Annotated in this window: 27 protein-coding genes; 15 read left to right on the forward strand and 12 right to left on the reverse strand. The window is 37.0% G+C overall.

Annotated elements, in window-relative coordinates; genetic code table 11:
• Positions 1–30: 30 nt before the first annotated feature.
• From G5B98_RS02620 to aspS, 4 genes are all read right to left on the reverse strand, one after another.
• Positions 31–366 (reverse strand): NirD/YgiW/YdeI family stress tolerance protein, encoded by a 336-nt coding sequence (locus tag G5B98_RS02620; RefSeq protein WP_196087106.1) that lies wholly within the window; start codon positions 364–366, stop codon positions 31–33.
• 71 nt (positions 367–437) lie between these two features.
• Positions 438–902, reverse strand: a complete 465-nt coding sequence (locus G5B98_RS02625; protein WP_196087107.1) for a hypothetical protein — start codon at positions 900–902, stop codon at positions 438–440.
• A gap of 137 nt (positions 903–1,039) precedes the next feature.
• Complete coding sequence (locus G5B98_RS02630; protein ID WP_196087108.1) at positions 1,040–1,609, reverse strand: adenylate kinase; 570 nt, start codon at positions 1,607–1,609, stop codon at positions 1,040–1,042.
• 186 nt (positions 1,610–1,795) lie between these two features.
• Positions 1,796–3,553, reverse strand: coding sequence for an aspartate--tRNA ligase (aspS, locus tag G5B98_RS02635; protein ID WP_196087109.1), 1,758 nt, complete (start codon positions 3,551–3,553; stop codon positions 1,796–1,798).
• A gap of 92 nt (positions 3,554–3,645) precedes the next feature.
• On the opposite strand from aspS, the gene G5B98_RS02640 reads away from it, so the two are divergent.
• The 13 genes from G5B98_RS02640 (at position 3,646) to mrdA (ending at position 15,264) form a co-directional block, all read left to right on the forward strand.
• On the forward strand, positions 3,646–4,521 hold the full coding sequence (locus G5B98_RS02640) for an NAD(+) kinase (RefSeq protein WP_196087110.1): 876 nt from the start codon (positions 3,646–3,648) through the stop codon (positions 4,519–4,521).
• A complete protein-coding gene (locus G5B98_RS02645) occupies positions 4,514–6,034 on the forward strand; it encodes an AAA family ATPase (RefSeq protein ID WP_196087111.1) in 1,521 nt (506 codons plus the stop codon). Before G5B98_RS02640 ends, G5B98_RS02645 begins: the two co-directional genes overlap by 8 nt.
• Positions 6,035–6,122: 88 nt before the next feature.
• On the forward strand, positions 6,123–7,379 hold the full coding sequence (locus G5B98_RS02650; protein WP_196087112.1) for a GGDEF domain-containing response regulator: 1,257 nt from the start codon (positions 6,123–6,125) through the stop codon (positions 7,377–7,379).
• Complete coding sequence (locus G5B98_RS02655) at positions 7,376–8,161, forward strand: TatD family hydrolase (protein WP_196087113.1); 786 nt, start codon at positions 7,376–7,378, stop codon at positions 8,159–8,161. The genes G5B98_RS02650 and G5B98_RS02655 overlap by 4 nt, the downstream gene beginning before the upstream one ends.
• Before the next feature lie 65 nt (positions 8,162–8,226).
• On the forward strand, positions 8,227–9,438 hold the full coding sequence (locus G5B98_RS02660; protein WP_084040887.1) for a lytic transglycosylase domain-containing protein: 1,212 nt from the start codon (positions 8,227–8,229) through the stop codon (positions 9,436–9,438).
• Positions 9,425–10,282, forward strand: a complete 858-nt coding sequence (locus tag G5B98_RS02665) for a septal ring lytic transglycosylase RlpA family protein (RefSeq protein WP_103648851.1) — start codon at positions 9,425–9,427, stop codon at positions 10,280–10,282. Before G5B98_RS02660 ends, G5B98_RS02665 begins: the two co-directional genes overlap by 14 nt.
• Before the next feature lie 15 nt (positions 10,283–10,297).
• Positions 10,298–10,873, forward strand: coding sequence for an imidazoleglycerol-phosphate dehydratase HisB (gene hisB, locus G5B98_RS02670; RefSeq protein ID WP_181001548.1), 576 nt, complete (start codon positions 10,298–10,300; stop codon positions 10,871–10,873).
• Entirely contained in the window at positions 10,870–11,358 is a 489-nt protein-coding gene (locus G5B98_RS02675) for a KdsC family phosphatase (protein WP_103604770.1), read from the forward strand. Before hisB ends, G5B98_RS02675 begins: the two co-directional genes overlap by 4 nt.
• Complete coding sequence (locus tag G5B98_RS02680) at positions 11,349–11,876, forward strand: LPS export ABC transporter periplasmic protein LptC (RefSeq protein WP_021090489.1); 528 nt, start codon at positions 11,349–11,351, stop codon at positions 11,874–11,876. The genes G5B98_RS02675 and G5B98_RS02680 overlap by 10 nt, the downstream gene beginning before the upstream one ends.
• A complete protein-coding gene (lptA, locus tag G5B98_RS02685; protein WP_103593037.1) occupies positions 11,849–12,325 on the forward strand; it encodes a lipopolysaccharide transport periplasmic protein LptA in 477 nt (158 codons plus the stop codon). Before G5B98_RS02680 ends, lptA begins: the two co-directional genes overlap by 28 nt.
• A complete protein-coding gene (gene yihA / locus G5B98_RS02690; protein WP_021090939.1) occupies positions 12,322–12,936 on the forward strand; it encodes a ribosome biogenesis GTP-binding protein YihA/YsxC in 615 nt (204 codons plus the stop codon). Before lptA ends, yihA begins: the two co-directional genes overlap by 4 nt.
• Position 12,937: 1 nt before the next feature.
• On the forward strand, positions 12,938–13,429 hold the full coding sequence (locus tag G5B98_RS02695) for a hypothetical protein (RefSeq protein ID WP_107858651.1): 492 nt from the start codon (positions 12,938–12,940) through the stop codon (positions 13,427–13,429).
• Positions 13,426–15,264, forward strand: coding sequence for a penicillin-binding protein 2 (gene mrdA / locus G5B98_RS02700; protein WP_149717373.1), 1,839 nt, complete (start codon positions 13,426–13,428; stop codon positions 15,262–15,264). The genes G5B98_RS02695 and mrdA overlap by 4 nt, the downstream gene beginning before the upstream one ends.
• A 296-nt stretch (positions 15,265–15,560) precedes the next feature.
• Here the strand turns inward: mrdA and queC are convergent, their stop codons facing one another.
• Positions 15,561–16,274, reverse strand: a complete 714-nt coding sequence (queC, locus tag G5B98_RS02705) for a 7-cyano-7-deazaguanine synthase QueC (protein WP_257639844.1) — start codon at positions 16,272–16,274, stop codon at positions 15,561–15,563.
• Positions 16,275–16,299: 25 nt separating this feature from the next.
• Between queC and ybeY the strand changes: the two genes are divergently transcribed.
• Positions 16,300–16,746: an rRNA maturation RNase YbeY gene (gene ybeY, locus G5B98_RS02710; protein WP_149717372.1), complete on the forward strand. Its 447-nt coding sequence runs from the start codon at positions 16,300–16,302 to the stop codon at positions 16,744–16,746.
• On the opposite strand, the gene G5B98_RS02715 is transcribed toward ybeY, so the two are convergent.
• Genes G5B98_RS02715 through mobB form a run of 5 tightly spaced genes read right to left on the reverse strand, consistent with a single transcriptional unit; the run spans position 16,735 to position 21,217 of the window.
• On the reverse strand, positions 16,735–17,718 hold the full coding sequence (locus G5B98_RS02715) for a ferrochelatase (protein WP_196087114.1): 984 nt from the start codon (positions 17,716–17,718) through the stop codon (positions 16,735–16,737). The genes ybeY and G5B98_RS02715 overlap by 12 nt on opposite strands.
• Positions 17,719–19,641 carry a methionine--tRNA ligase gene (gene metG / locus G5B98_RS02720; RefSeq protein WP_107695414.1) on the reverse strand — a complete coding sequence of 641 codons (1,923 nt, stop codon included), beginning with the start codon at positions 19,639–19,641 and terminating at the stop codon, positions 17,719–17,721.
• A gap of 15 nt (positions 19,642–19,656) precedes the next feature.
• Positions 19,657–19,875: a hypothetical protein gene (locus G5B98_RS02725; RefSeq protein ID WP_107695413.1), complete on the reverse strand. Its 219-nt coding sequence runs from the start codon at positions 19,873–19,875 to the stop codon at positions 19,657–19,659.
• The gene (locus G5B98_RS02730; RefSeq protein ID WP_232524612.1) at positions 19,875–20,738 is read right to left on the reverse strand and encodes a class 1 fructose-bisphosphatase; all 864 of its coding nucleotides are present in this window, start codon (positions 20,736–20,738) and stop codon (positions 19,875–19,877) included. The genes G5B98_RS02725 and G5B98_RS02730 overlap by 1 nt, the downstream gene beginning before the upstream one ends.
• Positions 20,738–21,217 (reverse strand): molybdopterin-guanine dinucleotide biosynthesis protein B, encoded by a 480-nt coding sequence (gene mobB, locus G5B98_RS02735; protein ID WP_196087115.1) that lies wholly within the window; start codon positions 21,215–21,217, stop codon positions 20,738–20,740. The genes G5B98_RS02730 and mobB overlap by 1 nt, the downstream gene beginning before the upstream one ends.
• A gap of 120 nt (positions 21,218–21,337) precedes the next feature.
• Between mobB and G5B98_RS02740 the strand changes: the two genes are divergently transcribed.
• A complete protein-coding gene (locus tag G5B98_RS02740) occupies positions 21,338–21,817 on the forward strand; it encodes a hypothetical protein (RefSeq protein ID WP_103593043.1) in 480 nt (159 codons plus the stop codon).
• Here G5B98_RS02740 and G5B98_RS02745 read toward each other — a convergent pair.
• Complete coding sequence (locus G5B98_RS02745) at positions 21,738–23,375, reverse strand: lytic transglycosylase domain-containing protein (protein ID WP_103579549.1); 1,638 nt, start codon at positions 23,373–23,375, stop codon at positions 21,738–21,740. The two genes, G5B98_RS02740 and G5B98_RS02745, sit on opposite strands and share 80 nt — an antisense overlap.
• Positions 23,353–23,646, reverse strand: a complete 294-nt coding sequence (locus G5B98_RS02750) for a YggT family protein (RefSeq protein ID WP_021090481.1) — start codon at positions 23,644–23,646, stop codon at positions 23,353–23,355. The genes G5B98_RS02745 and G5B98_RS02750 overlap by 23 nt, the downstream gene beginning before the upstream one ends.
• Between the last annotated feature and the right edge of the window lie 5 nt (positions 23,647–23,651).

Consider the following 23,651-nt stretch of genomic DNA (forward strand, 5'->3'; position numbering starts at 1 on the left):
TTTTTTGCATTAAATGCGTGTAAATTTTAACTACCTTATGATTTCTACGCTATCTACGTCGATCTCTGTTTTCATAAGGTCTTTATCTATCTCACCTCTTATTCGTAAAGGTGTATCTTCATTGACTGTTATGTTGCCCCATTTGTTATTGTCGATTTCAACAACAATGACATCACCATTTTTATCGATAAATTCATATTTGTCTGATTTTATATGTGATTTTATTTTACCTTCTAGCATAACTTTGGTGTCGTCTTTTAGTTTTAAGGCCTCTTTTACGCTTATCGTTTCGCTTGAGTGCTTTGATGCGAAGCCTCCAGCCATTGCGATGCTAGCAGATATTACAGCGGTTATGATCTTTTTCATTTTTATCCTTTTAAATTGGTTGTGAAATTTTAAGGGATAGTACATTTATGATATTAATAAAAGGTAAGTTTTTACATAAAATCTTTTGTAACAATTTTATAGATGTTTTTAGCGGTAATCGGTAGCGCTCTATCTGCGCTACCACCAAGAAAGCCATATCTAATCTCGACAGTAACGTTAAATTTGGCCACCTCTTTGCCACTTTGATCGACTAAATTTATGACTGCGAGAGTTTCAGATTTACCAGCACCACCTATGCCTAGGGTTAAATGCCTAAGGATCCTAACTCCATTTTTTGTTCTTTGTATATCGCATTTTATGATTAGGTCGTCACCGTATTGGTCTTTCTTTTTTAAAAAGGTATTTATGTGTCCTTCTAGCTTTTTATCAAGTTCAGTTTCGCCACAAACCGCTTTAGCGCTGCTGTACTTATATGTAGTATCCTTTTCAACCATCTCTATATATTTTTTTGCACATCCTGTAAAAGTAAAAATGGCTATGATCGCAAGTAGTATTGTAAATTTAAATTTATGCATAATTTCATCTTTGTTTAGGCCTGTTAAAAATAGGTTTAGAATTATAGGAAAGTTACATTTAAAATAAAATTAAAAATAAGTATATTTGAATGATATTTCTTTGAGACCTTGCACATTTTGATGCAAGGTCTGTAAATTTATAAAAGTTTAGCTAGTAAATTTTTGATGTCAGCTACGATCTCGTCTATACCACGCTCGCCATTTACCACGTGAAGTAGCTCTTTTTCGCTGTAAAATCTGCGGATAGGTTTGATCGGATCAAGATAGACTTTCATGCGGTTGTTAAAGACTTCGTTGTTGTCGTCAGCGCCTCTTGCACGGCCAAGCACTCTAGCTCTTGCCACATCTTCGCTAACATCTACTTCGATGACGCCTTTTAGAGAAATTTCATCTTGCTCGCTTAAGACTTTGTCAAGCTCGGTCATTTGCTCAACGCTTCTTGGATAGCCGTCTATTATGATGTTTGATTTATTTGAGCTTTTGATAGCTGAGACGATCGCATTTACGACGACGTCAAGCGGAACTAAATTTCCTTTTGAGATAAAGCCATCTATTAGTTTGCCAAGCTCGCTACCACTTGCGACTTCAGCTCTTAAAAGATCGCCAGTTGAAAAGTGTGCAAATTTCTCATCTTGTTGTGCAATGATCGATGCGTCTGTTGTTTTGCCGGAGCCTGGAGCGCCGATGATTAAAAATAAATTTTTCATTCTTTCCCTTTTTATATTTTTTGAGCGCCTTTGAATGAGTTTGAAAATTTCACCCTGCAGCAGACTATATGTCTAGCTTTGGGATGAAATTTTCTGCACAATATCCAAAATCATCTCAAAAATTTAATCTTTAAATAAAATAACTCAAATTTAGACATCTAAAAGTCTAAATTTATTGTAAAAATTTTAAGCCTTTTGCTCTTTTTCTCTTATCCTTAGTCCTAGATCCCTAAGCTGTTCGTTACTAGCGTGGCTTGGTGCCTTTGTTAGTGGGCACTGAGCACGTTGTGTTTTAGGGAAGGCTATGACGTCACGGATCGAGCTTGCTTTATTTACGAGCATATTTAGCCTGTCAAAGCCGATCGCGATACCACCATGTGGAGGCGCGCCAAATGTCAAGGCATCAAGCAAGAAGCCAAATTTCTCACGCTGCTCCGCTTCATCTATGCCAAGAAGTTTAAAGACCTTTTGCTGGATGTCGTTTTTGTGAATTCTTATACTTCCGCCACCAAGCTCAAAGCCGTTAAGCACGACATCGTGAGCGATAGAGAGGATATCCTCAAGATCAGGCTCATCTATATTTTTTGGCATAGTAAATGGATGGTGCATCGCAGAGTAGCTGCCATCGTCGTTTTGCTCAAACATCGGGAAGTCAAGCACCCATAAAAACTCAAGCTTGTCTTGATCGATTATACCCATTTGTTCTGCTAGAAAAATTCTAAATCTTCCCATATAATCAAGCACGATCTTTTTCTTGCCAGCACCAAAGAATACGACGTCACCAACTTTTAGTTCACATCTTGAGATGATCTCGTCAAGATCGCTTTGTTCAAAAAATTTGCAAAGTGGGCCTTTTAGTCCTTCTTCTTTCATTTGGAAGTAGCCAAGACCTTGTGCACCAAATTTACGTACAAACTCCTCAAATCTATTCATCTCGCGCTTACTAAAGATGTTGTCGCCATTTGGCACTTTTAGCGCTTTGATGCGGTTTTTCTTCTTATCTTTTGCGATATAGCTAAAAATTTCATTGCTTGAACGTTCAAAAATATCAATTACATCGACCATTTTCAAATCATATCTAAGGTCTGGCTTGTCTGAGCCATAAGTCTCAGTGGCCTCTTTGTAGCTCATGCGTCTAAATGGCGTTTTGATGTCGTGCCCGCAGGCTTTAAAGATGTCTTTTAGCATCGTCTCAGCCATATTTATAATATCTTCTTGCTCGACAAAGCTCATTTCGATATCTATTTGAGTAAATTCTGGCTGTCGATCAGCCCTTAGATCTTCGTCGCGGAAGCATTTTGCGATTTGGAAATATTTATCAAAGCCAGAACACATCAAAAGCTGTTTAAATAGCTGTGGGCTTTGTGGGAGTGCGTAAAATTGACCCGGATATACACGGCTTGGCACTAGATAGTCTCTCGCACCTTCTGGAGTCGCGCGTGTTAAAACAGGAGTTTCAAACTCGATAAAGCCCATTTTGTCTAGGCTGTTTCTAGCTGCGATCGCTGCACGAGAACGCATTTTAAAGATATTTTGCAAGCGCTCGCTTCTAAGATCTAAAAAGCGGTATTTTAGTCTGATATCTTCATTTACACTCTCATCACCTATCATAAATGGTAGTGGCTCGCTTGGATTTTCGATGATTAGCTCACTTACTATTACTTCTATCTCGCCAGTTTTTAGTTTTGGATTGGTTAGTTCTTCGCCTCTAGCTCTTACTTTTCCTTTTGCCTTTAAGACATATTCATCTCTTACTTTTGCAGCCACGTCATGTGCTTCTTTGCTATCAGCCGGATCGCAAACTAATTGTATAAGCCCGCTAACATCTCTTAAATCGATGAAAACAACGCCGCCATGGTCTCTATATGTGTTTGCCCAGCCACAAAGTATTACTTCTTTGCCGATGTCAGCTTTGCTAAGATCGGTGCAATAATGACTTCGCATAAAATGCTCCTTTGCAATGTTTTTTAGGCAATTATAATCGCTTTTTTCTTTTGAAAAGCTTTGTTAAAATAAAATATGTTACAATCATTTACATGAAAAATGAACAAAAATTTAATACTTTTTGCACAAAAAAAGTAGGACTTATTGCTAAAGATTATCCATTATTTAGGCAAGATTTAGAAAAATTAGAAAAAATTTTAAAAAAGTATAACGCAGAAATTTTGCTTGAAAAAAATTGTGCTAAGCGTATAGAAAAAAATGGTTTTGAGCTGATAAAACTAGCCAAAGAGTGCGAATTTTTGATCACTCTTGGCGGAGATGGCACGATCATTTCAACTTGTAGAAAGCTAGCTCACATCTCGCCACTTGTCCTTGGCATACACGCTGGTAGACTTGGATTTCTAACTGACATAATGATTAATGAGAGTGAGAAGTTTTTTAAAGACTTTTTTGATGATAAATTTGAGGTAGAAACGCCTTTTATGCTTGATGTTACGCTTCATAAAAATGATGGCAAAACTGAGAAAAAGATAGCATTTAACGACGCGGTCATCGTTAGTAAAAATGGCGGCTCGATGACGCATATCGAGGCACTTTTAAATGAAAAGTATTTTAACTCATATTACGGAGACGGCGTCATAGTAGCGACACCTGCTGGAACTACGGCATATAATATGAGCGCAAATGGCCCTATCATATATCCGCTAAGCGAGGTCTTTGCGCTAACTCCCATCTGCTCGCACTCGCTCACGCAGCGTCCAGTCGTGCTTACGAAAAACCACACGGTCAAATTTAGAACAAATAGCGACGCCATTTTAGTCATAGACGGACAAGACCGCTTTGATATGAGTAAAATTTCAGCCGTTAGCATGAATCTGAGCGATAAAAAAGCGAGGCTGATACGCCATATTGGCAGGGATTATTTTCAAATTTTAAAAGAGAAACTTCACTGGGGTTATAATGATTGATCGAATTTTGATTAAGGATTATCTAAATTTTAAAAATGTTGAGCTAAATTTCAAAGAGGGTCTTAGCGTATTTACGGGCGTCAGTGGTGCTGGTAAGTCGGTACTGATGAGTGCCATAATGGCTGTTTTTGGGCTAAAAGATAGCGAGGCAAGGCTGATTGAGGCTGATGTGGAGCATAAATTTGAGCTTGACGAGTTTGGCATAGAAAACGAAGAGGTCAATATTTTCAAGCTTTTAAAAGATAAGAGCACGAGATATTTTATAAATCAACAAGCCATCTCAAAGAAAAATTTAGCCCAAGTGGCGCGCGAGCACATCAAATACCTCTCAGCAAAAGAGGCAAATGAATTTGAAAATGAGAAATTTCTAAATTTGCTTGATAGGCTTGAAATTTCAAAAAATGAGAAATTTAAAGAGATAAAGCAGGAATTTGAAGAGGCGTTTTTAGAATTTTCTAAAATTTCAAAAGAGCTAGCCACTATAAAAGAGGAAGAGAAAAAGGTCGAGGAGCTAAAGGAGCTTGCTAGCTTTGAGATCGAGAAGATAAGAAGCGTTGGGCCTAAAAAAGGCGAGTTTGAAGAGCTTATGGAGACTAAAAAAAGGCTTAGTAAAAAGGATAAGATAAATGAGGCGTGGGCTAGGGCTGAGCGGATATTTGAGCTAGAGCACAGCGTAAATGAGGCGCTAAGTATCAGCGACCTTGACAACGGCTTTTTTGAAGATGCGATGAATGAGCTAAGGGTCGCAAGAGATAGCCTAAATATGGAGGAGCTTGACGATATCGACGTGGAGAGTGTGCTTGATAGAATAGAAGCTCTTAATGCCATCATTAGGCGATACGGCAGCGAGGAAGAGGCATTAGAAGCGCTTAATAAAAAGGAAAAAGAGCTTGCCAGATATGAAAATTTAAGCTTTGAAAAGAGCGAGCTAGAGAAGAAATTTGAAATTTTAAGTAAAAAGGCAAATGAGCTAGCTGAAATTCTAAGCAGAGCAAGGGGTGTAAATTTAAAAGAGCTTGAGGTGATGATAAATTCATATTTAAAAGAGCTTTATATGCCAGATATTACGCTGAGTATTGAGGCTAAAAAGCTTGATATTTTGGGCGTTGATGAGATTTGTCTAAATTTAAATGAGACTTCGCTTAAAAATTTAAGCTCAGGCGAGCTAAACCGCCTAAGACTGGCCTTCATAGCTGCCTCTAGCGAGATCACAAAAACTGGCGGTGATGTCATTATACTTGATGAAATAGATGCAAATTTAAGCGGAAAAGAGGCGATGAGCATCGCAAATGTCTTGCTTAAGCTTGCAAATTTTTATCAAATTTTTGCCATTTCACATCAGCCACAGCTTAGCTCAAAGGCAAATTCACACTTTTTAGTAGAGCGTCACGGGGAAAACTCGGTCGTAAGAGAGCTTGATAAAGAGGAGCGTGTAAATGAGCTTGCGCGTATGATAAGCGGCGAACATATAAGCGAAGAAGCAATAAATTTTGCTAAAGGGCTTTTAAAGTAGCTTAATTTAAATTATTAATTTAAGCTTTATAAATAAATTTATTTGATAAAATCGCCACTAATTTGATAAAAATTTTTGTAGGAATAATATGGAAAGAATCCTTGTAGTTGATGATAATAAGGCGTTAGCAAAGCTGATTGTTATGCAAATGGAAAAGACTATTGATGATATGACAATTGATGTCGCATACAGTTTTGCCGAGGCTAAGACGTTAATTAGCGAGTATGACAAAGATTATTTTATGACTATTTTGGATTTAAATTTGCCAGATGCTCCAAATGGAGAGATTGTTGATTATGCGCTTTCCAAAGGGCTTTCGGCTATCGTTTTAACAGGTAGCATTGATGATGAAACAAGGCAAAATTTTATAAATAAAGATATTGTGGATTATGTTTATAAAGGAAATATGGACGATATCAACTATATCTTCCAAATGATAAATAGACTGAGCAAAAATAGACAATACAAGGTTTTGGTTGTCGAAGACTCGCTTCCTTTTAGAAATATGATAAAAAAGATATTAACTAGCCTTCAGTTTAAAGTTTTGGCCGCAGCTCACGGCGAAGAGGCAATGAATTATTTTGCGGATAATCCTGATATAAATCTTATAATAACTGATTATAGAATGCCAGTGAAAGACGGTCTTGAAGTTCTAAAAGAGGTTAGAAAAGAAAAAGATAAAAATAGTCTTGGTGTAATCGTTATGACATCGCCTAGTGAAAAGACCGACGCGTCAATATTTTTAAAAAATGGTGCGAGCGATTTTATAGCAAAACCATTTTCAAAAGAAGAGCTAATATGCCGTGTTAATAATACGATCGAAGCGATGGAAAATATAAACAAGATAGCAAATTTTGCAAATCGCGACTTCTTAACAGGAGTTTATAATAGAAGATTTTTTTATTCTGACGTAGAAGAGTATGTTCAAGTAGCTGAAGAGACTAATGAGCCTTACGCTTTTGCAATGATTGATGTTGATTATTTTAAGAAAATAAATGATAAATATGGCCACGATGGTGGAGATAAGATACTAAAATCAATTGCAAAAATTTTAAATGATAATACAAAAGGAAGTGATATCGTTGCTAGATTTGGTGGCGAAGAATTTTGCGTTGTCCTTAAAAAGATAAATAAAGAAGAAGCTGTTAAATTTTTTGTAAATTTACGAGCCAAAGTGGCTGAAAATGAAGTAACTATAAAAAAGGAAAAAGTAAAAGTTACTATATCAATAGGTGTATCTTTTGGCAATGGGCATTGCGAGATAGACGATATGCTTGAGGCTTGCGATTCAGCACTTTACACCGCAAAAGAAAATGGTAGAAACAGAGTAGAAATAGCTTTATGATTATAGATACGCATTGTCATTTGGATAGTAAAGTTTATGATCCTGACCTTGATAAAATTTTAGATGAAGCTAGAAATTTAGGGCTAAAGGGCTTTATTATCCCGGGAGCTGATATCAATGATTTACCAAAAGCGGCTAAAATAGCACATGAAAATTCTGACATTTTCTTTGCCGCCGGAGTTCATCCATATGATAAAGAGAGTTTTGATATTGAAATTTTAAGAAATTTTGCTAAAGATGAAAAGTGTGTGGCAATAGGTGAATGCGGCCTGGACTACTTTCGCTTGCCAAAAGATGAAAATGAAAAGATAAAAGAAAAAGAGGACCAAAAACGTATTTTTTTAGCTCAACTTGATTTGGCTGTTGAGCTAAAAAAACCCGTTATTCTTCACATTAGGGAGGCTAATGAGGACTCTTTTAATATCTTAAAAGAGTATGCGCCAAAGCTTGAAGCTGGAGCGATTTTGCACTGTTATAATGCTTCGCCACTTCTTTTAGAGCTTTGTAAATTTGGGAATTTTTACTTTGGCATAGGCGGTGTTTTAACATTTAAAAATGCTAAAAATTTAGTCGAAATTTTGCCAAAAATCCCATTTGACAGGATAGTTATTGAAACTGACGCTCCTTATCTCACGCCAGAACCAAATCGCGGCAAGAGAAATGAGCCGGCGTTTACGACATTTGTTGCTAAAAAGATAGCTGAAATTTTAAACCTTGAGTTTGAAGTTATTTGTGAAAAAACTTCAAATAATGCCAAAAGGTTGTTTAAGTGCTTTGCTTAAATTTTGAGCGTTGCACTTGTTTAAGATGCTAGCATCTTAAGTTTTGACACGAAAAAAGGATAGAAATGAAAGCAATGCTTAAAATATTTTTAATGTTTGCATGTAGTACCTTGCTACTAGCAAATACACCTGAAAAGAGCTCATACGACACTCAGGTAAAAATTTTAAAAGAGCTGGACATTGATGCTAGCTTTATGAAGACTTCTCACTATGCAAAGATGAGGCAAGGTATCAAACAATCACAACTTGAAACATTTACAGAAGCTCTAAAAAATGGTTATATGTATATACCGATGGTAAAAGAGCAGATCAAAAAATCAGGCGTACCTGAGTCATTCTTTTATCTGGCAATGATAGAATCAGGCTTTTCAAATCACACAGTCTCAAACGCAAAAGCTACTGGTATGTGGCAGTTTATGGAGCAAACGGCTAGACTTCATGGTTTAAAAGTGGGTCAATATGTAGATGAGAGAAAAGATCCAGTAGAGTCTACTATCGCAGCTACAAATTATCTAAAGTCGCTTAAAAATCAATTTGGCAAATGGTATCTAGCAGCTATGGCTTATAACTGCGGCGATGGTGCGTTAAAAAGAGCTATACAAAAAGCTGGCACAGATGATCTTGTAACACTTCTTGATGCTGAGAAAAAATACCTTCCAGCTGAAACTAGAAATTTTGTTATCAAAATTTTAAGAGCAGCATATACCGCAAAAGACGCAGACTTCTTGATGTCTAAAGATTCATCTTTGTTAAACATAAACGGAGGACTAAAGCTTGTAAAAGTAAAAGTACCTGGTGGTACAAATTTAGCTCAAATAGGCGATAGTATCGGTCTTAGTACAAAAAAAATGAAAAACAACAATCCGCACTTAAAATTTGTATTTACTCCACCAACTCTAAAAGATTATTATGTTTATATCCCTGAAAATAAAAAGCAGCTTTTTGCAGAAAATTTCAAGCCATTTAATGGTAAAAATAATTTTTATGCCTACGTTGTAAAAAAAGGCGAAACATTACTTTCTATCTCTAAAAAAACAGGTGTTAGCCATAGAGCAATCAAGGACTACAACGAACTTAGCACAAATGCCGTAAGCTATAATCAAAAACTAATTATTCCATTTTCCGCACAAAATAAATCTCAAAACTATATAGTCCAAACTGGTGATACGATAGCTTCTTTATCTAAAAAATTTAATGTGAGCGAAAAAGATTTAAAAGATGCAAATTCTTTTGCTAGTTCAAATTTAAATGTTGGAGCAAATATTGTCATACCATAAGAGCCTAAAATTTTATATAGGACTAAGTTTTACTCTTCTAGTTACTGGTTGCTCTTGGAGCGGGGCACCATTTACACCAAGTGGCCCAACTAATGTAAAGGGCAACAATTCAGCTTCTATCCAAAAAGCAACAATGAGGCCTTACACGATAAATGGCAAAACATACTACCCAACCGTTGTAAGCGTTGGTGATAAGGCAAGTGGCACAGCAAGCTGGTATGGTCCAAATTTTCATGGTAAAACAACCTCAAACGGCGAAATTTATAATATGTACAACATGACTGCAGCACACAAAACTTTGCCGATGAATACGATCCTTAAGGTAACAAATTTAAGAAATCAAAAAAGCGTCATTGTTCGCGTAAATGATCGTGGACCTTTTGTGGCTGATAGAGTTTTAGACCTTTCAAAGGCGGCTGCAACTAAACTTGATATTATCGGTACAGGCACAGCTCCAGTCAGTATGGAAGTCATAGGCTTTAATGAAGATATAAATGCTGTTGCAAGCATTAACACTCAAGCAAAACCGACAAGCACTGGCATAAAAGTGCCAAATCCAGTCTCTCCGACAGCTCCAACTGGAGGCATTATTATTTCGTCAGAGCAACGAGTCGTAGGTGGAGATTTTATGGTGCAAATTGGCTCATTTAAAAACCTTGAGGGCGCAAACAGATATCAAAGAGAGCATCAAAGCATAGATGGTTACAAGTCGGTAGTTAGGACATTTACTATAGATGGCTCGACCATTTATAGGGTATTTTTAAATGGCTTTAGAAGTGAGGACGAGGCTAGGGATTATGCAAGAAGCGGTAAATTCCAAGGTGCATTTATAGTAAGAGGTTAGGGCGTGAGAGAAGAAATTTTAGAGCTAACTAGAAATACAAAAGAGACACAAATCTCAATGAAGCTTAAAATTTATGGCTCTGGTATTGCAAAGATAGATACTGGCATTGGCTTTTTTGACCATATGCTTGAAGCTTTTACAAAGCATTCTTTGCTTGATCTTGAAATTTCATGCAAGGGCGACACGCATGTGGATTTTCACCACAGCGTTGAGGATGTAGGCATAGTTTTGGGTCAGCTTTTAAAAGAGGCCTTGTATCCTTTAAGTGGTGTTGAGAGATTTGGCGAGGCAAGCGTTGTTATGGATGAGGCGGCTGTTTTTTGCACACTAGATCTTAGCAACAGAGCTTACCTTGTATATGAAAATTTTAATGAAAATGCCAAGGTTGGCGAGTTTGACACGGAGCTTGTGGAAGAGTTTTTTAGAGCAGTTGCGATAAATTCAGCCATCACTCTTCATCTAAATCAAATTCGTGGCAAAAATACTCATCACATCATCGAAGCAACATTTAAATCATTTGCCGTCGCACTTCGTAGAGCGCTTGCTAAAAACGCAAGGATAGGCACACCAAGTACAAAGGGTGTTTTATGATAGAGATTATTTTTTTAGATATTGATGGGTGCCTGACTGATGGCAAGATCATCTACAATGCAAATGGCGAAGAGCTTAAATTTTTTGATGTAAAAGATGGCTACGCGATAGAAAGCTGGCTAAAGCTTGGTAAAAAAGTAGCTATCATTACAGGCAGAAAGTCAGCCATCGTTGAGCGAAGAGCAGAGGATCTAAAGATAAATCACGTCTATCAAGGTGTTGGTGATAAATTTGAAGTGGCGAGTGAGATATTAAAATTTGAAGGGCTTAGCTTTAAAAATGCAGCAGCTATCGGCGATGATTACAATGACTATAAAATTTTGAATGCAGTTGCTTGGAGCTTTAAGCCAAAAGATGCGATAAAAGAGCTTGACGTAAAGACAAAGCTAAAGCATAAAGGTGGCAATGGCGCGGTTAGAGAGATGATCGAGCTTATTATAAAATCAGAAAATTTATATGACGAGTGGTCTAAGCGTTGGTTGTAAAAATTTTCTACTTCGTCGTGGCAATTTTTAGTGTCGTGATGATATTTTTGGCGGCCCAAGATCCATATCTTGCAAATGTTTTAAAGATTGATACAAAGATATCAAATATGCAGATAAATGACGTGATAGATTATGAGATAAATTCCACGAAAATAAGCGGAGTCTACGAGGCTGATGAGCTAAATAGATACAATGATAAAGATGAATTTTTGAGTTTTAAAGCAAAAATTTTAAGAGGAAATTTAAAACATTTTCTAAGCTCAGACAAAGCAATCTCACAAAATGACGAAATCATCTTTCAAAAGAATGCAAACTATGAAAACAACGATAGTTTGAGATTTATAAGTGACGAAGTGATATATGGAACAAAAACAAAAATAGTAAGATCTGAAGCAAATTTCACGCTCATAAGAAATAATGATAAGGCACTGGGTGAGAGTGGAAGCTATGATCTTGCTAAAAAACAAACGCAGGTAAAAGGGTTAAGGGCATGGGTAGAAGAAAATCAGCGATTTTAGCGGTGATATTGGGTTTTACATTTTTAAATGCAGAGCAAGTTGAAATCACATCAAATGATTTTTTTGCAGATGAGAATAAGCAAACTAGTGAATTTATAGGTAATGTAAATATCAAAAAGGGCTCATTTGATGAGCTTAAGGCAGATAAGGTGGTCGTCTATTTTGACAAAAAACGCCAACCTGTAAAATATGTAGCTACTGGTAATGCTAGAGCAAAAATTTTTATAAAAGATAAGCACTATGATGGCAAAGGCAATACTCTTACATATGAGCCAGCAAAACAGATCTATACTGTTAGTGGAAATGGCTATTTACATGAGGTAGAAACTGATAAAAATGTTTATGGCGAAAAGATCGTTGTCAATCAAAAAGATGGCACATATAGCGTAAATAGTGATGAGAAAAAACCTGTTAAATTTATCTTTCAGGTAGAGGAAAAAGATAAGTGATAAGGCCACTAGGTGCTAAATTTATCACATCAAGCCCAAGTATAAAAGAGGCTCCAAGCTTCGTAACAAGCGAAGTTGTCTTTTTGGGGAGATCAAATGTTGGTAAAAGCAGCCTCATAAATACACTTGTAAATCAAAAAAATCTAGCCAAAAGCTCATCGACTCCTGGCAAAACTCAACTTATAAATTTCTTTGAGGCTGAGTTTTGTGAGCAAAAAGATGAGCAGGAAGAAAAAGATAAATTTAAGCTCATCTTGGTTGATTTGCCAGGCTTTGGCTATGCAAAAGTAGCAAAGTCAAAGCATGATGAATGGCGTAAAAATTTAGATGAGTTTTTGAAATTTAGAAGCGACATAAGGCTTTTTATACATCTAATTGATGCTAGGCATTTTGATTTAGACATAGACGTAAATGTAGATGCTTATCTAAAAAGCTTTTTAAGGGCTGATCAGAAAATTTTAAATTTATATACAAAAAGCGATAAGCTAAATCAAAGCCAAAAGAGTGCGGTAATGAAATTTGATCCAAGCGGTATCTTGGTCTCAACTCTTAATAAAAGCGGTATCGAAAAGGCTAGAGAAGCTATCATAAATAACGCTCTTGGTAGATAAAATGCAAACCATAAGCAGCTTAGATATTAAAATTTTTAAAGAATTTTGGTGGGCTGTTTTTTTATTCTCGTATGAGATTGCAACTACGCAATTTGGTTTCTTGCCGCCACTCATTGGTATTTTTTTTACTTATATGATTTTGGAGTATTCAAGAAAACAAAAGCAATACGACGAGTTTAAGCATAATTGGTACTTTGCGATAATTTTTATAATATTTGCTGAGCAAATTCATGGATTTCATCTTTTTTCAACGATTATTGCATTTTTGCTTTTTTATAATTTTATTTTAGATTGGCTATATACCACGATGAAGTGGCGAAACTGCCTACTTATCATCTTTGTAGCAGCCGGACATACTTTAACATTTCTTGTAAATAATCTATTTGCTTACGTTTTAAATGAGCAAAATTTAGCATTTTCGTCTGAATATCTATTTTTTATAGCATTTGAAAGTATCCTTGCTATCGTTCTTTTTAGGGATAAAGTGCTATGAGAATGCGCATCGTCTTTAGTGTGATCGCTCTTTTTTGGATTATACTTTTGGGACGAATTTATCACCTAAGCATCAACTCAAATACTTACTACAACGAGATTGCAGAACAAAACGCGATAAAGACTATTTATATTCCGCCAGTTAGGGGTATCATCTTTGACGCACATGATAAGCCAATGGCTGTTAATCGTCTTGGTTTTTCGGTATCCATTAGACCTCATTTAAGTGCTAATAAAAAGGTAAAAATTTTAGATAATGAGTTAGCTTACATTGGCTCACTATTTAGTGATCTAAATGTCACAAAGCTTAAAAATGAATACATAAAAAATGACTCAGCTTATAACCAAGATTTTATAAATGTGGTCGAATTTATCGATTATGATAAATTTTTGCCATTTTTTGCATCACTTTCTTTGCGTGAAAATTTAGAGATAAGGCCCGCTTCAAAACGCCACTATCCGTATAACGATCTAGCTTCTCACATCATCGGCTATGTCGGTAGGGCAAATCAAAAAGATATGGATAATGATCCTTTGACAAAGCTTACAAATTATATTGGAAGAAGTGGTGTGGAACGATTTTATAATCCGATCTTACAAGGAATTCAGGGTTTTAAAAAGATAAAGGTAAATGCCTTAAATGAAGAGATCGAACAGATAAACTATCAAGCACCACAAAGTCAAAATATCAAGCTTGCAGTCGATCTTGAGCTTCAGCAGTTTGTGGCTGATGTCTTTGGTAAGGATGCAGGAAGCGTTATCGTTATGAGTCTAAAAGATGGTGCTATCATAGCTGCTGGTAGCTTTCCAGAGTATGATCTAAATCCATTTGTGCTTGGAATTTCTCAGCCTGAATGGGAAGAGCTTGTAAAAAACGTCGATCATCCTTTTACAAACAAGCTAATAAACGGCCTTTATCCGCCAGGTTCTGTCGTAAAAATGGGTATGGCGCTAGCGTTTTTGGATAATGGCATGAGTAAATACGATAGTTTTTTTTGTAGTGGCTCATATGAGCTTGGAGGGCGTAAATTTCGCTGCTGGAACTCTCACGGACATGGAAATGTTAATATGAATACGGCAATTAGAGAGAGCTGTGATGATTATTTTTATAAAGGTAGTCAAAAGATAGGAATTGACGCTATTGTGCCGATACTTGAGCGTATGGGATTTGGTAGAAAAACAGAGGTTGATTTGCCAAATGAGTTTGTGGGGACTTTGCCAAGTAGAGAGTGGAAGATGAGAAAGTATGGCAAAGCATGGTTTCAAGGCGAGACCCTCATTACTTCTATCGGCCAGGGAAATTTCTTGGTCACGCCTATGCAAGTGGCAAAATATACAGCAGGCCTTGCAACTGGGCTAAATATTACTCCACATTTTTTAAAGAGCATTGATGGCAAGGATGTTGATTTTACGCCAACAGATGATGCTTTTACGCCGTTTGAAAAATCACAACTACCAGCCATTAGGCATGCAATGTATGAAGTAGCAAATCACCCAAGAGGAACGGCAAATAGGCATTTTATTGGAAGCTTTGTTAAAGTTGCCGCAAAGACCGGTACTGCCCAGGTCGTTGGAATTTCTCAAACTGAAAAGAAACGTATGAAAGAAGAGGATATGGCGTATTTGCAAAGATCCCATGCATGGATGACTACATATGCGCCCTATGAAGATCCGCAATATGTCATCACAATGGTTATCGAGCATGGTGGCCATGGCGGAAGTGCGGCTGGGCCAAAAATCGCTCAAATTTATAATAAACTCGTTGAAATGGGATATATAAATTTAGAAAAAATCCAAAGCGATCAAAATAAGAAACAAGACAATAAGAAAAAATAAGATCACTAAAAAGTCGTGGTAGTGACCACTTACTTAGAAATTTTTGCCTTATGCTTGGTGCGTTTTAGCTAAAATTATCAACTAAGTTTTAATCCTCTTTATTAAATTTTGGCAAGGTTGACTGAGAATTTATGTTTTTGGTAGCTAGCAAGAACCTAAGCGTTGATATATCTTTAAATTCGTTAAATAGCCTTGCTTAATAAGATGTGGTGATTAGGAAAAATATCAATTTCCAAAATGTTTAAATATATAAAAACGTAGCAAAGTAAGATATCTCTTTGCTATTTTATAGAAGCTCATAAGGAAAATTTTTGATTTTTATATGCGATTTTATCAGTGGCGTTCGCCTTTTTAAAGCCATTTAGCCTTAGCCTGCAGCTATCGCAAAGTCCACATGCCTCGTCATCGCTCTCGTAGCAGCTCCAAGTAAGCTCTAGTGGCGAGCCAAGCTCAAGAGATTTTGCTACGATGTCAGCCTTGCTTAAATTTACAAGTGGAGTAATTATCTCGCACGAGAAACTAGGTGAAGTGCCTAAATTTATGGACTCGTTTATACTTTTTATGAAGCTCTCTTTGCAGTCAGGATAGCCTGAACTATCTTCTTCTACGACTCCGATATAGATAGCTTGTGCATTTTCTTTTTCAGCAAGTGCGGCAGCGACCGAGATAAAAATGCCATTTCGAAAAGGCACATAGGTATTTGGCACATCTTTTTCCACCCCATCTTTTCTTATTTGCAAGCTTTCATCGGTTAAAGAATTTCCGCCTATTTGGGCAATAAAACTAACATCTAAACTCATCTTTTTTGTAATACCTAATCTTTCGCAAATTTCGTTAAATGCACGTTTTTCACGCTTCATCGTCCTTTGACCATAGTCAAAATGAAGCGCTACGATATCATATCCAGCCTTTTTTGCCATTACAGCACAAAGCGTGCTATCCATACCGCCGCTCATTATACAAACCGCTTTTTTCATATTTTGCCTTTTATTTTTGCTAGAATTATACAAAAAGTTACTAAGGAAAGAGCCTAAAATGATACTTTGCGAAGAGAGCTATCCAAAAATTTTAGATGAAATTTGTGAATATTTGACGCTAGGAGAAATCGAGCTAGTTTTTGTCGATAAAGAAGAGATGAGAGAACTAAATAAAACTGAGCGAGGCATCGATAAAACGACAGATGTTTTAAGTTTTCCGCTTGAGCTTGTCATTCACGCCCCACTTGGCTCAATCGTTATAAACAAAGATATGGTAAAAGAGAAAGCAACTGAGCTAAATCATAGCGAAGAGGCCGAAACTGCACTGCTTTTTACACATGGATTGCTTCATATCTTGGGATTTGATCATGAAAAAGATGATGGCGAAATGAGAGAAAAAGAGTGCGAGGTTATCAAAAAATTTGAGCTACCTAAAAGTCTAATCGTAAGAAGCGAGGATGTTAGGCTAATTGATCTTATAAGTAATAAAAACTTAAAAGAGTAGATTTTCTTCAGATGTTTTGTGAAGCTCTTCTAAAAGCTCCTCTTTTTGGCATAAAATCAATATATAGATAAAATCTTTAAGCTTTTTTATTTCGCTTAAATTTTTAAAGTAGATTGCGTTTTGTACTTTTAATAACGAGCCTTCTGGCAAGCAAATTTTTATCTCATCAAGGCTAAATTTTTTATTTAAAAATATACTTTGGCTTATGAATAAATCTTCATCGCTTTCAGTAATTATGGCTCTAAAGCTGTTTCCAAAACTAGTAGGAAGAAAATTTTTATCTATAAAAATCGGATCAAAATGCCCGTGAATCCTGCCTTCGTAAGGTTTAAATGAAATTTTATTGCTATCAAGAAATTTTAAAAGCCCATAAAACATCCCAGCAAAAACTCGTGGTATGTTTAAGTTTTGATAGTATGTTTGCTTAAAGACTGTGTTTGTAAAAAAGATCGAGCTTGGATTTATCTCGTGCATAGTTGTATCTGTGTAAATGGTCTCAAAAAGAGGCGATATTCGCTGAAGTGTTCTTGTATCATCGCCAAAAAAGATATCAAAGACTTTTGCGTGAAAAATTTGATTAAAAAGCTCAGTAATATTTTTTGACATGACGTGTGCGTTAGAGCCAAGCTTTGATTTTTCTAAAAAGTCATTTATAAAAGGATTTACGGCGCAAAATTTTAGATCTTTGTGAGTAGCCTCAAATCTCATGAGTTTTATCATGGCGGTCTGTAAGCTACTAACTTTTAAAAAGGCAATCTCTTTGTCGATAATTGGCACATTATCTTCGCTAATTATGGCGTATGCGCCTTGTTTAATCGCTGTTTCTATGTCGCTATCGTTTGCGTTTAAGCAAATATACGCAAAGCCACGTCTTACATGTTTTAGCTCGAAAACAAACTCGCTTACGCTAGTTATCGTCGGTGCGTTTAGAGCCTCGGCATTTATTAGGCGTGTTAAATTTTCTATTGTCATTTAGCCAACGATCGCGCCATTTTTAACTTTACCTTGCGTACCAAGAAGCGTTAGCGAGCCATCAGATGCGCTTAGGATCATGCCTTGTGAGACATATTTTTTCATCATCGTTCGCTCTTTTAAATTTGCTAAAACGCAAACTTGCTTGCCCACAAGCGAGCTAGGCTCGTAGTATTTAGCGATACCAGAAAGAATTTGACGTGGCTGCTCCTCGCCAAGATCTATCTTAAATTTAAGCAGCTTCTCACTACCCTCGACTCTCTCGCACTCTAGCACTTCACCTACTTTTATCACCACCTTTGCAAAGTCATCAATGCTAATGATTTCGTCCCCTTTTTTATTCTCTTTTGGCTCAGCTTTTACCTCAACCTTTGGCTCATTTGCCTCGCTCATTAGCTCTTTTTCTATTCTTGGGAAAAGTGGCTCGGTAGCTTTTGCCACAAAATTTGAAATTTCATTTTTCAAAACAAGGCTTTCATAAGATGCTGTGTCTATGCTAAAGCTAAGCGTGTCAGCTATCTTAGCACAAGTTTTTGGCATGGCTGGACTAAGTAGTATCGCTACTTTTGCAAGTAAATTTGCGCAAAGTGCCACAAGCGCGTTTGCCTCGTCAGTTTTGCCAGCTTTTACAAGTGACCATGGCTCATACTTCGCAACGGCTGCATTTGCAAGCGTTACGACCTTCCAAAGATCCTCTAAATAGCGGTTCGTCGCTAAATTTTCTAAATTTTTAATAGCCTCATCAAGGCAGCCTTTTGCTTCATCAAGCTCGGCTTTATGAAATTTGAGTACATCTTTTGAGTCGATTTTATAGTCGCTATACTTTGCACTCATGCCAACAATGCGGCTTAGCAGGTTGCCAAGTCCGTTGCCAAGTTCTGAGTTTATACGCTCAATCAAAGCCTTTTGGCTGTAATCGCCATCTTGTCCAAACGGCACCTCTCTAAGCAAAAAGTATCTGAAATTTTCAAGCCCATAAGCGTTTGCGACCTCTCTTGGGTTTATGACATTGCCCTTGCTTTTGCTCATTTTTTCACCATTTATAGTCCACCAGCCGTGAGCTGCTACGTGTTTTGGTAATGGTAAACCAAGGCTCATCAAAAATGCCGGCCAGTAAACTGCGTGAAAGCGTAAAATGTCCTTACCAACGATGTGAGTAGTGTATGGCCAAAGATCCATTCTAGCGTCATCTCTTGAATATCCTAGTGTTGTTAGGTAGTTTATAAGCGCGTCAAGCCAGACGTACATAACGTGCTTTTCATCGTTTGCGCTCTTTGGTAGCTTTATGCCCCAGTCAAAGCTCGTTCTGGTTACCGAAAGATCTTTTAGTCCACCTTTTACAAAGCTTACGACCTCGTTTTTCTTACCTTTTGGGATGACACAAAGCTCGTCATTTTCGTACCATTTTAAAAGTGCGTTTTCATATTTTGAAAGCTTGAAAAAGTAGCTCTCTTCTTTAACTAAAGACGTCACGCGGCCGCAGTCTGGACAGTGATTGTCTTCTAGTAGGTCTCTTTGGTTAAAAAAAGTTTCGCAACTAACGCAGTAAAAGCCTTCGTATTCGCCTTTGTAAATATCGCCATTTGCTTGCATCTTTTCAAAGACATTTTGTACGGTTTGCTTGTGCTCTTCGTCGGTTGTTCTTATAAAATGGTCGTAGCTTATCTCAAACTCATCCCAAAGTGATCTAAATTTTGCACTAATCTCGTCGGCGTACTCTTTTGGAGTCTTGCCTCTAGCACGAGCTGCTTGCTCGATCTTTTGTCCATGCTCGTCCGTGCCTGTCATAAAGTAAGTCTCTTTGCCTTGTAGGCGGTTAAATCTAGCAAGTGTATCAGCGATGATAGTCGTGTAGGCATGGCCAATGTGTGGCACGTCGTTTACATAGTATATTGGGGTCGTTATATAAGCTTTTTCTTTCATATTTTTCCTTTAATTTTAAAAATCAAATCCGCCATCGCTGCCAGTATTGCCTTTTGACATCGAGTTATAGCAGCTATTTACGTACTCTTTTCTTGTCTCGCAGTCAAAAAATACTTCGCAGTTAAAGCAGCTTTTTTGCCCTTTTTTGCTTTGGCACTCTTGCAAAATTTTTGCTTTTTGCTTTAAGGCTAGCTCAAATGCGTCAAGTGGCTCGTTTGCTTGTGTTTCTTGCATTATTTTTGCTCGTAAAATTTATGCAAAAGAGAAATTTCATCACGTGAGCCAAAAAAGCATGGCGTTGTTTGGTGAATTTTTTCTATTTTTATATCAAAAAGTGTTTGGTTTTTGCCGTTTGTCGTTGCGCCCTTTGCGTTTTCATATATGAAGGCAAATGGCAACACTTCAAAGACTACTCTTAGCTTACCATTTGGATAATCGCTCGTTGCTGGATAGCTAAAAAGGCCGCCACCTTTTAGCAAAATTTGATGCAAATCGCTCACCATCGCACCTGAGTATCTTAGTCTGTAGCCTTGGTTGAATAGCTCGTTTATAAAATTTCTATGCGTTTGGCTCCAGCCTTTTTGTGTGGCTCCCGTGGCATTTAGCTTGCCTTTTTCTTTTAGCTCAAGCTCTTTTATAAATTTAAACTCGCCCTCTTTGCCAAGTCTATAAAATTTAGGCAAAGCACCCTTTTTCTCAGCAATTACCAGCTCAAGTCTTGGGCCATAGATGCTGTAAGCTGCGGCTATTAAATTTTCTGGTTTTACCTCGTTTTCGTAGATGCCAAAGATTGAGCCAACGGCAAAATTTACATCAACTAGGCTTGAGCCATCAAGTGGATCATAAGCGATGATAAATTTAGCATTTTTATTGATCTCAAGCTCGTCCTCTTTCTCTTCACTAATTAGCGCTTTTACGCAGGCAAGCTCCTTAAATTTAGCTGTGATGATCTCGTCGCTTTTGACATCAAGCTTTAGCTGTGTGTCGCCGGTTGCGTTTTCGTGAGTTGTGTAGCCAAGATCGGCGTATTTTATCACTTCGCTTATCTCTTTTGCGATATCTTTTATGGTGTTAAAAATTTGGTTTAATTCTTGCATTATACAGCCTTTGCATTTTTGATTATCCACGCACAAATAGCGTCTATATCGTCTAAATTCATATTTTTTATCTCGTAAGGAATTTGTTTTTTGTATGTTGCGATCGCATCTGAAAAGCTAAGATATTTTTCATCTATTTCATCTTTAAAAACACTTAATCTTGGTAGTGGAAGCGTCTTTAAACCCTCGACTAAGAGCATATCAAACTCGCCTAGCATTTTAATGACATCGCTAATTTCTTGTGGATTTTGTGAGAAATAAGTTGTTCTAGTCGGACTCATCACCACCACATCTGCCCCAGTTTGTGAAAATTTAAAGCTATCCTTGCCTTCAACGTCAAATTTAGCCTTGTCGCCCGGGTCGTGTTTTACTATCGCGACTTTCAAACCATCGTCTATAAATTTCTTTGCAACTTTTAAAATAAGAGTTGTTTTTCCGCTATTTGAAGGGCCAGAAAAAGCGATAGCAAGTCTTTTCATAAGAACCTTTTTTGTTAAAATTTCTCGCGATTATAACTTATGTTGGCTTTAAAATTTATGAGTGAAATTTAAAAATTAAAATGCTAAAATGGCAGAAATTTTAGAGATTCAAGAGTTTTTATGAGTAAATTTATATCGTTTTTTGTATTTATTTTGATGATATTTGGCTGTGCTGGTGAAAAAGTAATCGTGCATGAGCCGTTAAAAAATGAGCTTCTAGCTTACACGAGCAAAAGTGAGATTATTGATGGTGCTGACAGGACGCTCATCATCGCTACCTATTTAAATCCGATCTACAATTCAAATTTAGACCAGAGCAAAGAGCACTTTTTGGTGGCTATAAATCCAAAAGAGCACGCTAGCGAGCTAAATAATATAAAGGTAAATAACGACTCAAATGCCACAAATGCAAGGCTACTTGATGAAAATGACGAGATGCTAAAATTTGCTGGATTTTCTATGCCTTGGGCGCTCTATTATGAAGTGACCGCACCAAGTAAGCAAAGTGATGATCTAGCACTTAGTTTCGAAATTTATCAGTCAAAGCCGGTTTTGTTAAATTTTCGAAAAGTTGCGAAATCTTTATATTGGAACCAGTAAGCGCCATATAGATCACATAGTTGGCAAGCACCTTTTTGCCGTAGTTTCTAGTTTCTGCCACAGGGACAAATTCTAGTGATAAAAATGGCTCAAATTTCCCCTCTTTAAACATATCATCTCTTGTGATAAGCTTTTTGGTAAAGCCGATACCGCCGTTGTACGCGTATGCGGTAAAGAGCGGATGATAGAGAAATTTATCAAGATAGTTTAGGTGATGGTTTGCAAATTTAAATGCAACATCTGTTTTAAAAAGATCGTCTTGGTCAAAATTTGGGATTTTTAGCTCTTTTTTGCCGATCGCATTTGCGAGAAACGGCATAAACTGCATCATGCCAAGGGCGTATGAAGTAGAAACTACGCTTGGGATAAAGAGACTCTCTTGTCTAGCCAGAGCGTAGATTATTGACTTTCTCTCGTTGCTGATGCCCTCAAGCTCAGGAGAGCTTGGCATTAAGAAGTATTGCCTCTCCCAGCCATGCGCCTTTTGCATGAAGTATGCATAGGCGCCAATGCTTTCGTTTGTATAAAATTTCTTCGCAAATTCGCTTGCTTGCGTGGCATTCATATCTTTTGCAAGGGCTGCAGTTTTGTTCCATAAAAACGGATCGCTCACGTCAAAATTTTCGATATTTTGCTTGCTAGGTTTTGGTACGATGACTTCAAGTGGTTCGCCACCGATCAAATCTCTTGCGTAAAGCGAGTAGATATTCGCGTCCTTGCTGGCACTTAACTCTTTTAAAAAGCTTTCGTTTTTGCTTATCTGGTACTGCCAAAAGGTCGCATTATCCCTTTGCCAAGCTCTTTCGAATGTACTTTTAGCTCTTGCAAAAAGACTAAAAGCGATATCGTCTTGTCCTAGTAAAATGGCATTTAATCCAAGCGTAAAAGCATCATTTTTTTCAGTGATAGCTGGATTGATGCTTAGCAAATTTCTCCTAAAGCCTTCATATTTTTTATTAAAAACAATATCGTTTAATAAATTTGTAAAGCCCTTTTGAGAGTATAGCTTGGTCATGAAATTTGCATCAAAGCTTTCGCTAAAAAGTGTACTTTTATTTTGCGGGCTAGAGGCGTTAAATAGTTCTAGAAAGCTCTTTGTATCGTTTAGATTTACAAATGCCTGGGCTGGATTTGGCTCATTTAGTGCGAGTAAAATTTTTGATTTTTCTGGATTTGTCTTTGCAAGATTAGCTGCCAAAATTTCACGAGTGTGATTATCAAGTTTTAAACTAAAAGCAATAGATGTTAGCAAATTTTGGCAGGTTAGATTTGCTTGGGTGATATTTTTTGCATTTACACCAGGGCATTTGCTAGGAGCCGCTTTTGGAGGTAAAATTTTATCGATTGATTTTTGAACAAGGCCTGCTCTTCTAAATACATCACGCGAAAGATCTGCTATCTGCTCTTTTGTATAACTGCCCTCGTTGATAAGGCGGTTGATGTAGTAGTCTTTTGCAAGGCTTTTTGGCTCGTTTTTTAGCTCTTCATAGGTATAAATTTTAGCTAAAAGAGCAACACAAGCAAGAGAGAGAATACTAAAGTGACGCAGCAAAACCAAATAAAAGCCTTATTAAAAATTGATCTAAAAATTGAAGTGCTAAAAGCACAATAAGCGGAGTAAAGTCGATACCGCTAAAATTTGTTTTTATATAGCGTCTAATAAAGCTATAAACCGGCTCAGTTAGCCTATAAAGTAGCTGCACGACCGGCGAGCTAGGATCAGGTCTGACCCAGCTAATCAGAGCTGCTGCGATGATGACCCAAGTATAGACCGTGATAATAAGGTGCAAAATGTTTGCAATCGCTGAAAACAGAGTGGAAAGTATCATTTTTG

The sequence above is a fragment of the Campylobacter concisus genome (assembly GCF_015679985.1).
In the GTDB taxonomy this organism is placed as follows: Bacteria; Campylobacterota; Campylobacteria; order Campylobacterales; family Campylobacteraceae; genus Campylobacter_A; species Campylobacter_A concisus_AC.

What these genes read in the sequence shown, in the direction of transcription:
- G5B98_RS02620 (WP_196087106.1), bottom strand. Translation starts at nt 366, where the DNA reads ATGAAAAAGATCATAACCGCTGTAATATCTGCTAGCATCGCAATGGCT.
- G5B98_RS02625 (WP_196087107.1), bottom strand. Translation starts at nt 902, where the DNA reads ATGCATAAATTTAAATTTACAATACTACTTGCGATCATAGCCATTTTT.
- G5B98_RS02630 (WP_196087108.1), bottom strand. Translation starts at nt 1,609, where the DNA reads ATGAAAAATTTATTTTTAATCATCGGCGCTCCAGGCTCCGGCAAAACA.
- aspS (WP_196087109.1), bottom strand. Translation starts at nt 3,553, where the DNA reads ATGCGAAGTCATTATTGCACCGATCTTAGCAAAGCTGACATCGGCAAA.
- G5B98_RS02640 (WP_196087110.1), top strand. Translation starts at nt 3,646, where the DNA reads ATGAAAAATGAACAAAAATTTAATACTTTTTGCACAAAAAAAGTAGGA.
- G5B98_RS02645 (WP_196087111.1), top strand. Translation starts at nt 4,514, where the DNA reads ATGATTGATCGAATTTTGATTAAGGATTATCTAAATTTTAAAAATGTT.
- G5B98_RS02650 (WP_196087112.1), top strand. Translation starts at nt 6,123, where the DNA reads ATGGAAAGAATCCTTGTAGTTGATGATAATAAGGCGTTAGCAAAGCTG.
- G5B98_RS02655 (WP_196087113.1), top strand. Translation starts at nt 7,376, where the DNA reads ATGATTATAGATACGCATTGTCATTTGGATAGTAAAGTTTATGATCCT.
- G5B98_RS02660 (WP_084040887.1), top strand. Translation starts at nt 8,227, where the DNA reads ATGAAAGCAATGCTTAAAATATTTTTAATGTTTGCATGTAGTACCTTG.
- G5B98_RS02675 (WP_103604770.1), top strand. Translation starts at nt 10,870, where the DNA reads ATGATAGAGATTATTTTTTTAGATATTGATGGGTGCCTGACTGATGGC.
- lptA (WP_103593037.1), top strand. Translation starts at nt 11,849, where the DNA reads ATGGGTAGAAGAAAATCAGCGATTTTAGCGGTGATATTGGGTTTTACA.
- G5B98_RS02695 (WP_107858651.1), top strand. Translation starts at nt 12,938, where the DNA reads ATGCAAACCATAAGCAGCTTAGATATTAAAATTTTTAAAGAATTTTGG.
- mrdA (WP_149717373.1), top strand. Translation starts at nt 13,426, where the DNA reads ATGAGAATGCGCATCGTCTTTAGTGTGATCGCTCTTTTTTGGATTATA.
- ybeY (WP_149717372.1), top strand. Translation starts at nt 16,300, where the DNA reads ATGATACTTTGCGAAGAGAGCTATCCAAAAATTTTAGATGAAATTTGT.
- G5B98_RS02715 (WP_196087114.1), bottom strand. Translation starts at nt 17,718, where the DNA reads ATGACAATAGAAAATTTAACACGCCTAATAAATGCCGAGGCTCTAAAC.
- metG (WP_107695414.1), bottom strand. Translation starts at nt 19,641, where the DNA reads ATGAAAGAAAAAGCTTATATAACGACCCCAATATACTATGTAAACGAC.
- G5B98_RS02725 (WP_107695413.1), bottom strand. Translation starts at nt 19,875, where the DNA reads ATGCAAGAAACACAAGCAAACGAGCCACTTGACGCATTTGAGCTAGCC.
- G5B98_RS02730 (WP_232524612.1), bottom strand. Translation starts at nt 20,738, where the DNA reads ATGCAAGAATTAAACCAAATTTTTAACACCATAAAAGATATCGCAAAA.
- mobB (WP_196087115.1), bottom strand. Translation starts at nt 21,217, where the DNA reads ATGAAAAGACTTGCTATCGCTTTTTCTGGCCCTTCAAATAGCGGAAAA.
- G5B98_RS02740 (WP_103593043.1), top strand. Translation starts at nt 21,338, where the DNA reads ATGAGTAAATTTATATCGTTTTTTGTATTTATTTTGATGATATTTGGC.
- G5B98_RS02750 (WP_021090481.1), bottom strand. Translation starts at nt 23,646, where the DNA reads ATGATACTTTCCACTCTGTTTTCAGCGATTGCAAACATTTTGCACCTT.